The 5,634-nt window shown below is 73.0% G+C and carries 5 protein-coding genes and 1 pseudogene; 5 read left to right on the plus strand and 1 reads right to left on the minus strand.

The genetic code is table 11. The features are described 5' to 3' along the window. Positions 1 to 195: pseudogene (locus AB0K65_RS30860) on the plus strand (hypothetical protein); the annotation flags it as partial. Positions 196 to 481: 286 nt separating this feature from the next. Here AB0K65_RS30860 and AB0K65_RS30865 read toward each other — a convergent pair. Then, on the minus strand, positions 482 to 1,987 hold the full coding sequence (locus AB0K65_RS30865) for a PLP-dependent aminotransferase family protein (protein ID WP_365722340.1): 1,506 nt from the start codon (positions 1,985 to 1,987) through the stop codon (positions 482 to 484). Positions 1,988 to 2,089: 102 nt separating this feature from the next. Between AB0K65_RS30865 and AB0K65_RS30870 the strand changes: the two genes are divergently transcribed. From AB0K65_RS30870 to AB0K65_RS30885, 4 genes are all read left to right on the plus strand, one after another. Beyond that, entirely contained in the window at positions 2,090 to 2,767 is a 678-nt protein-coding gene (locus tag AB0K65_RS30870) for a hypothetical protein (RefSeq protein ID WP_365722342.1), read from the plus strand. Continuing rightward, positions 2,764 to 3,528, plus strand: a complete 765-nt coding sequence (locus AB0K65_RS30875; RefSeq protein ID WP_365722344.1) for a glycerophosphodiester phosphodiesterase family protein — start codon at positions 2,764 to 2,766, stop codon at positions 3,526 to 3,528. The genes AB0K65_RS30870 and AB0K65_RS30875 overlap by 4 nt, the downstream gene beginning before the upstream one ends. Positions 3,529 to 3,569: 41 nt before the next feature. Then, entirely contained in the window at positions 3,570 to 4,961 is a 1,392-nt protein-coding gene (locus tag AB0K65_RS30880) for an MFS transporter (protein WP_365722346.1), read from the plus strand. A 255-nt stretch (positions 4,962 to 5,216) separates the two neighbouring features. After that, entirely contained in the window at positions 5,217 to 5,591 is a 375-nt protein-coding gene (locus AB0K65_RS30885; protein ID WP_026278069.1) for an RNA polymerase-binding protein RbpA, read from the plus strand. Positions 5,592 to 5,634: the final 43 nt, after the last annotated feature.

The raw sequence follows: 5,634 nt of genomic DNA on the forward strand, positions 1-5,634 counted from the left end.
GTCCCCGACCACGGGGCCCTCCCCGCTCCTGCCCCGCACCCGGACGCCGTCCCCGCTCCGGAGCCGGTCCCGGCTCCCGTGCAGGCGGCCCCGCCGCTGCCGCAGCACGCCCCGAGCGCCGGGGCGGTGATTCCCGCCCACGCCCCGGATACGGGTCCGATGCCGCGGCACACGCCGGTACCCGCCGAGGGCTGAGCGGTCCGCGCGGTCCGCGCGGAAGACACCGACGGGCCGGTACGGACGATCGTCCGTACCGGCCCGTCGGCCTCGAGACCGACCAGGTCCCCCCACGGTCCTCCGCCCCGTGACGGACGACCGCTCCTCCGGTCCCGAGCCGAGCGGCCGGCGGCCGGGCCGACGGACAGCCCGGCGCCCCCGCCCCGCCGGCCCCGGGGGCGTCGCGCACGGCCCGAGGTCCGGGACTCCCGGCCCGTACCCCCTCGCCCCCTTCGGGCGGGTGGCGCTCCCTCCGGGACGCGTCCTACGCCACGAACGTCCTCGGCGGCTCTCCGCCCGTCGCCGCCCCCGCGCCCGACTCCACCAGCCGCGCCGCGGCCGCCAGACGCGCCGCCGCCTCCTCCGCGACCGGGCCGCCGACGGTGAAGGGCAGGCGGACGTAGCCCTCGAAAGCGCCGTCCACGCCGAAGCGCGGGCCCGAGGGGACCCGTACGCCGACCCGTTCGCCCGCCTCCGCGAGGCGGGAGCCCGACAGTCCGCCGGTGCGGACCCAGAGGGTCAGCCCGCCGCGCGGGACGTCGAACTCCCACGTGGGCAGTTCGGCCCGCACCGCCGCGACGAGCGCGTCGCGGTTCTCCCGGGCCTGCTGACGGCGGATGATGACGGCCTGCTCCCAGCCGCCGGTCCGCAGCAGCCAGTTGACGCCGAGCTGTTCGAGGACCGGGGTGCCGAGGTCGGCGTAGGCGCGCGCGGCCACCAGGGAACGGATGACGTCGGGCGCGGCCCGGACCCAGCCGATGCGCATGCCCGCCCAGAACGCCTTGCTGGCCGAGCCGACCGTGAGGACCGTCGAGCCGGCCGGGTCGAAGGCGCAGACCGGCCGGGGCATCTCCAGATCGTCCTCCAGGTGCAGCTCGGACATGGTCTCGTCGACGACGAGGACCGTCCCGGCCGACCGGGCCGCGTCGACCAGCTGCCGCCGCTGGTCCTCGTCGGCCAGCGCGCCCGTCGGGTTGTGGAAGTCGGCCACGACGTAGGCCAGGCGCGGGGCCGCGTCGCGCAGCACCTGCCGCCAGCGGTTGAGGTCCCAGCCGGCCAGGTCCTCGGCCATGGCGACCGGGACGAGCCGGGCGCCGGCCTCCCGCATGAGCTGGAGGATGTTGGCGTACGACGGCGACTCGACGGCGATCCGCTCGCCGCGGCCGGCGAAGAGATGGCAGATCGCGTCGATGGCGCCCATCGCACCCGTCGTCACCATGATCTGCTCGGGCATGGTCGGGATGCCCCGCTCGGTGTACCGGTCGGCGAGCATCTGCCGCAGCGCGGGCAGTCCGGCGGGATAGTCCCCGTGCGTGTGGGCGTACGGCGGCAGCTCCTCCAGGGCGCCCTGGATGCCCCGGGTCAGCCACGGCTCGGGCGCGGGGAGCGCCGCGCAGCCGAGGTCGATCATCGAGCCGAGCGATTCGGGGGGCAGCGGTTCGAGACCGCGCGCGGGCAGCGGGTTCCCGGCGGGCACGGCGGTCCAGCTGCCGGCGCCGCGCCGCGACTCCAGGAAGCCCTCGGCGCGCAGCGCCTCGTACGCCGCCGCCACCGTCGTACGGCTCACCGTCAGGGCCATCGCGAGTTCCCGCTCGGCGGGCAGCCGGGCGGCGACCGGAACCCGGCCCTCCAGGACGAGGAGACGGATGCCGTCGGCCAGCGCGCGGTAGGCGGGCGGCTTGCGGGTGCCCGGTCCCGCGGGACGGGGCTGCTGCGCCTTGAGTTGGCGCGCCAGCTGCGCCGGCCCGACCGCCGAAGTCCACTGAGCCATGGAATTCAGTCCACCTTCCTCGGATTGGCCATGGTTGGCATCGGATCCCCCGCCACAGAGTGACATGAGTCAGTCCACTATCACCACACAGGGGGGCACTCGTTGTCCATCACGACCTTCGCCTCCGGCCTGCGCGGCCGGCGCCTGAGCCGCCGGCTCGCGCAGCTCTACATCGGACTGGCCCTCTACGGCATCAGCTCGGCGCTCCTGGTACGCGCCGGGCTCGGCCTGGAGCCCTGGGGTGTCCTGCACCAGGGTCTCGCCGAGCGGACCGGACTGACGATCGGGGTGGTGTCGATCATCGTCGGCGCGGCCGTGCTGCTGCTGTGGATCCCGATCCGGCAGAAGCCGGGGCTCGGCACCGTCTCCAACGTCTTCGTGATCGGCGTGGCGATGGACGGCACCCTGGCGCTCGTCCCGGAGGTGCGCGGCCTCGCCTGGCGGATCGCGCTGCTGGTCCTCGGGATCGTCCTCAACGGCGTGGCCACGGGGCTGTACATCGCGGCCCGGTTCGGCCCGGGCCCCCGCGACGGTCTGATGACCGGGCTGCACCGCCTCACGGGCCGCTCCATCCGCCTGGTGCGCACGGCGATCGAGGTCGCCGTCGTCGCCTCCGGCTTCCTGCTGGGCGGCTCGGTCGGCGTCGGCACGGTCCTCTACGCGCTGGCCATCGGGCCGCTCGCGCAGTTCTTCCTGCGCCGGTTCGCCGTTCCCGAGACGGAAGGAAACAGCACCGTGGTCGCCTCCGGGACACGGGAGCAGGCCATACTGCGGCGGTGACTCGCGTACGCCACCCTTATCTGGACCACCCCTCCCCCATCCCGTTCGCGCACCGCGGCGGGGCGGCGGACGGCCTGGAGAACACCACCGCGGCCTTCCGCCGCGCCGCCGCGGCCGGTTACCGCTACTTCGAGACCGATGTCCACACCACCGCGGACGGTGCGCTGGTCGCCTTCCACGACGCGACGCTCGACCGGGTCACGGACGCGACCGGCCGGATCCGCGACCTCCCGTGGAACGCGGTGCGGGAGGCCCGGGTCGGAGGGAAGGAGCCGCTGGCGCTCTTCGAGGAACTGCTCGAGGAGTTCCCCGAGGCCCGCTGGAACATCGACCTGAAGGCGGAGTCGTCCCTGGTCCCGCTGGTCGACCTGATCCGCAGGACGAACGCCTGGGACCGGGTGTGCGTGGGGTCCTTCACCGAGAGCCGGGTCGCCCGGGCGCAGCGCCTGGCGGGGCCCCGGCTCGCCACCTCGTACGGCGTGAGGGGTGTCCTCGGCCTGCGGCTGCGCTCCCTCGGCATCCCGGCGGCGCTGCGCGCGGGGGCGGTCGCCGCCCAGGTACCGGAGCGGCAGGGCGGCGTGACGGTCGTGGACCGCCGCTTCGTCCGGGAGGCGCACGCGCGCGGCCTGCAGGTGCACGTGTGGACCGTCAACGATCCGGTGCGGATGAACTCTCTCCTCGACCTGGGGGTCGATGGCATCATGACCGATCATCTGGAGACGCTGCGCACGGTTCTCACGGACCGGGGGGCCTGGATCTGAGCGCGCGTCCCGCCACGGGGACGAACAGGGGGGCCGCGGCCTTGACCGCCAACACAGCCGAGCCGACGGAACCGGCCGACGGGCAGCACCCCGAGGACGACGCGCACCGCGCCGGCCCCGCCGAGCGCCGCCGAGAACAGCGGGGCTGGTACTTCTACGACTTCGCCTGCTCGGTCTACTCGACGAGCGTGCTGACGGTCTTCCTCGGCCCCTACCTGACCTCGGTCGCCAAGGCGGCGGCGGACGCGGAGGGCTACGTCCACCCCCTGGGCATACCGGTCCGGGCGGGCTCGCTCTTCGCCTACGCCGTCTCGCTCTCGCTCGTGGTGGCGGTGTGCGCGATGCCGCTGGCGGGCGCGGCCGCGGACCGGACCGGACGCAAGAAGCCGCTGCTCGCCGTCTGCGCCTACCTGGGCTCCGCGGCCACCACCGGCATGTTCTTCCTGGAGGGCGACCGCTATCTCCTCGGGGCGTTCCTCCTCATCGTCGCGAACGCCTCACTCGCGGTCTCGATGGCGCTCTACAACGCCTATCTGCCGCAGATCGCCGAACCCGACGAGCGCGACGCCGTCTCCTCGCGCGGCTGGGCCTTCGGCTACACCTCGGGGGCGCTGGTCCTCGTCCTGAACCTGGTCGTGTACTCGGGGCACGACTCCTTCGGGATCAGCGAGGGGACGGCGGTACGGATCTGTCTGGCCTCGGCCGGCCTGTGGTGGGGTGCCTGGACCCTCGTACCGCTGCGCAGGCTGCGGGACCGGCGGGTGCGGGGGGCCGGCGGCGAGGGCGCGGTCGGCGGCGGGTGGCGGCAGCTGCGGGCGACGCTGAAGGACATGCGGCGCCATCCGCTGACGCTCTCCTTCCTGCTGGCGTACCTCGTGTACAACGACGGCGTGCAGACGGTGATCTCACAGGCGTCGATCTACGGCTCGGAGGAGCTGGGCCTGGAGCAGACGACGCTGATCACCGCGGTCCTGCTGGTCCAGGTGCTCGCCGTGGCGGGGGCGCTCGGCATGGGGCGGATGGCCCGTACGTACGGCGCCAAGCGCACGATCCTCGGGTCCTTGGCGGTCTGGACGCTGATCCTGGCCGCCGGGTACTTCCTGCCGGCCGGCGCGCCGGTGGCGTTCTTCTGTCTGGCGGCGGCGATCGGGCTCGTGCTCGGCGGGAGCCAGGCGCTGTCCCGTTCGCTCTTCTCGCATCTGGTGCCGCGCGGCAAGGAGGCGGAGTACTTCTCGGCCTACGAGATGAGCGACCGGGGCCTGAGCTGGCTGGGGCCGCTGGTCTTCGGCCTCGCCTACCAGCTGACCGGGAGCTACCGTGATGCCATCATCTCGCTGGTGATCTTCTTCCTGGCCGGTTTCGTCCTGCTGGCGCGGGTACCCGTACGGCGTGCCGTGGCCGCCGCGGGGAACCCGGTTCCCGAGCGGATTTAGACGCGGAACTCAAAGGCCGGTAGTGTACGCCTTTGGCCTGCCAGGCGGACCGTTACTGCGTGCTGCTTTGGTGAAAACGCTGGGTGACATCTGCTGCCAGATGTGACAAACCGGGCACTGGTGGGTAGAACAAGGGGCGGCACGACGGGCGACGCATGACCCGGAACGGGAATCTTTACCGCCGACCGGACGTTGACCGGATGACGACGACAGCGACACCTGTCCTGTGGGCGACAAGCCCGGGAGGCACGATTCATGAGTGAGCGAGCTCTTCGCGGCACGCGCCTCGTGGTGACCAGCTACGAGACCGACCGCGGCATCGATCTGGCCCCGCGCCAGGCCGTGGAGTACGCATGCGAGAAGGGCCATCGTTTTGAGATGCCCTTCTCGGTGGAAGCGGAAATTCCGCCGGAGTGGGAGTGCAAGGTCTGCGGAAGCCAGGCACTTCTGGTGGACGGGGACGGCCCCGAGGAGAAGAAGGGCAAGCCGGCGCGAACGCACTGGGACATGCTGATGGAGCGGCGGACGCGTGAGGAGCTGGAGGAGGTGCTGGCCGAGAGGCTGGCGGTCCTGCGGTCCGGCGCGATGAACATCGCCGTCCATCCTCGAGACAGCCGCAAGTCCGCCTAGCGGGGACGACACGGCAAGGCAACGCCGCGGGGCCCGGTACACG

The organism is Streptomyces sp. NPDC053755, from assembly GCF_040677675.1.
In the GTDB taxonomy this organism is placed as follows: domain Bacteria; phylum Actinomycetota; class Actinomycetes; order Streptomycetales; family Streptomycetaceae; genus Streptomyces.